This is a genomic window from Verminephrobacter aporrectodeae subsp. tuberculatae At4 (genome assembly GCF_000193225.1).
Taxonomy (GTDB): Bacteria; Pseudomonadota; Gammaproteobacteria; order Burkholderiales; family Burkholderiaceae_C; genus Acidovorax; species Acidovorax aporrectodeae.
The window spans coordinates 1-1,415 of the sequence record NZ_AFAL01000554.1 but is presented as its reverse complement, the minus strand read 5'-3'; the positions used below and the strand labels follow the sequence as shown (position 1 = coordinate 1,415).

General features: G+C 68.8%; 1 protein-coding gene. It reads left to right on the top strand.

Annotation, left to right across the window (positions count from 1 at the left end; translation table 11 throughout):
- Positions 1-16: 16 nt before the first annotated feature.
- Positions 17-1,415, top strand: a 1,399-nt coding sequence (locus VTU_RS28145; protein WP_236610787.1) for an Ig-like domain-containing protein, incomplete at its 3' end; no start/stop codon positions are given.

Here is a 1,415-nt window from a genome sequence, read left to right as displayed (position 1 = left end):
CCTCGACGATCTGCGCATGACCAAGGGCCCGCGCAGTGGCACGCTGTCGCAGCCGGTATCCACCGGCGACGGCAGCGTCTGGATCGCGACCTTGAGCGCCCCGGCTCCCGGCGTCACATCGTCGAACAACGCCATGCGCGTGAACCTGTCCGACGTGCACGATCTTGCGGGCAACGCGGGCGAGGGAGTGGTTCTCGCCGGCGTCCGCTACGACATCGACACCTTCGGCGAGCGCCCCACCCTGCGCATCACGCTGGCCGACACCTTGCTCACCGTGGGCGAGACCACCCTCGTCACCTTCGACTTCAACCAGGTCGTCACCGGTTTTGACGCCGACGACATCGTGCTCACCCACGCCAACGGCACGCTGGGCGTCCTCACCGCCGGCGCAAACGGTAAAACCTGGACCGCCCCCTTCACGCCCGCAGCCAACACCGAGAACGCGAGCAGCACCATCCGCGTGGACCTGACTGGCGTGCGCAACGCCGCAGGCACCCCCGGGATCGGCAGCGCCACCAGCGCCAACTACTCCGTGGACACCTGGCCGGCAGACACCACCGGTCCAACCGTCACCATCACGCTGGCCGACGTCCGCTTGGCCGTGGGGGAAAGCACCACCGTCACCTTTGCCTTTAACGAAGTCGTCACCGGCTTCACGCGCGACGACGTCGAGCTCTACGAGGCCAACGGCACATTGGGCGACCTCACGACGCATGACGACGGCAGAACCTGGACGGCCACCTTCACGCCCAAGGCGAATGCCGAGAGCTGGACCAACACCATCCGCGTAAACCATGCCGGCGTGGCCAACACCGCAGGCCGCGCCGGCACCGGCCGCGCGGATAGCCCCAACTACCAGGTCGACACCCGGGCCCCGGTGTGCTACAGGGCCTTGGTGAACAGCGCCCGGTTGATGCTCCTCTACGGCGAAGGAGTCGGCCTGGACATGACCCATATCCCGCCCACCACGGCTTTTGCGGTGCACGTCGATACCGTGCGCACCGCTGTCGTCACCGTCCGGGTGAACGCGCACAACACCGTCAGCTTGATGCTGGCCACCCCTGTCACCAGCGGCCAGGCGGTGACCGTCGCCTACACCGACCCCACGACCGGCAACGACGCCCACGCCATGCAGGACATGGCCGGCAACGACGCGGCCAGTTTCTCCGCCAGGCCGGTGGACAACCGCACCTCCGCGCCACAGGGCTCGGCCCGGTCGGCTCCGTTGACCCCCTCGGACCCGACGCACAAGAACGCGGACAACGACGGCATTCCCGGCCCCGCTGGCGCAGCCCCCGTGGCCGGCGACGGCAACGGAGACGGCATCCCGGACGGCACGCAGGCCGCGGTGGCATCGACCCGCCTCGTGCTCAGCAGCCCCACCGGAGCAAACCAACCCGCAGACGCGGCCAGCA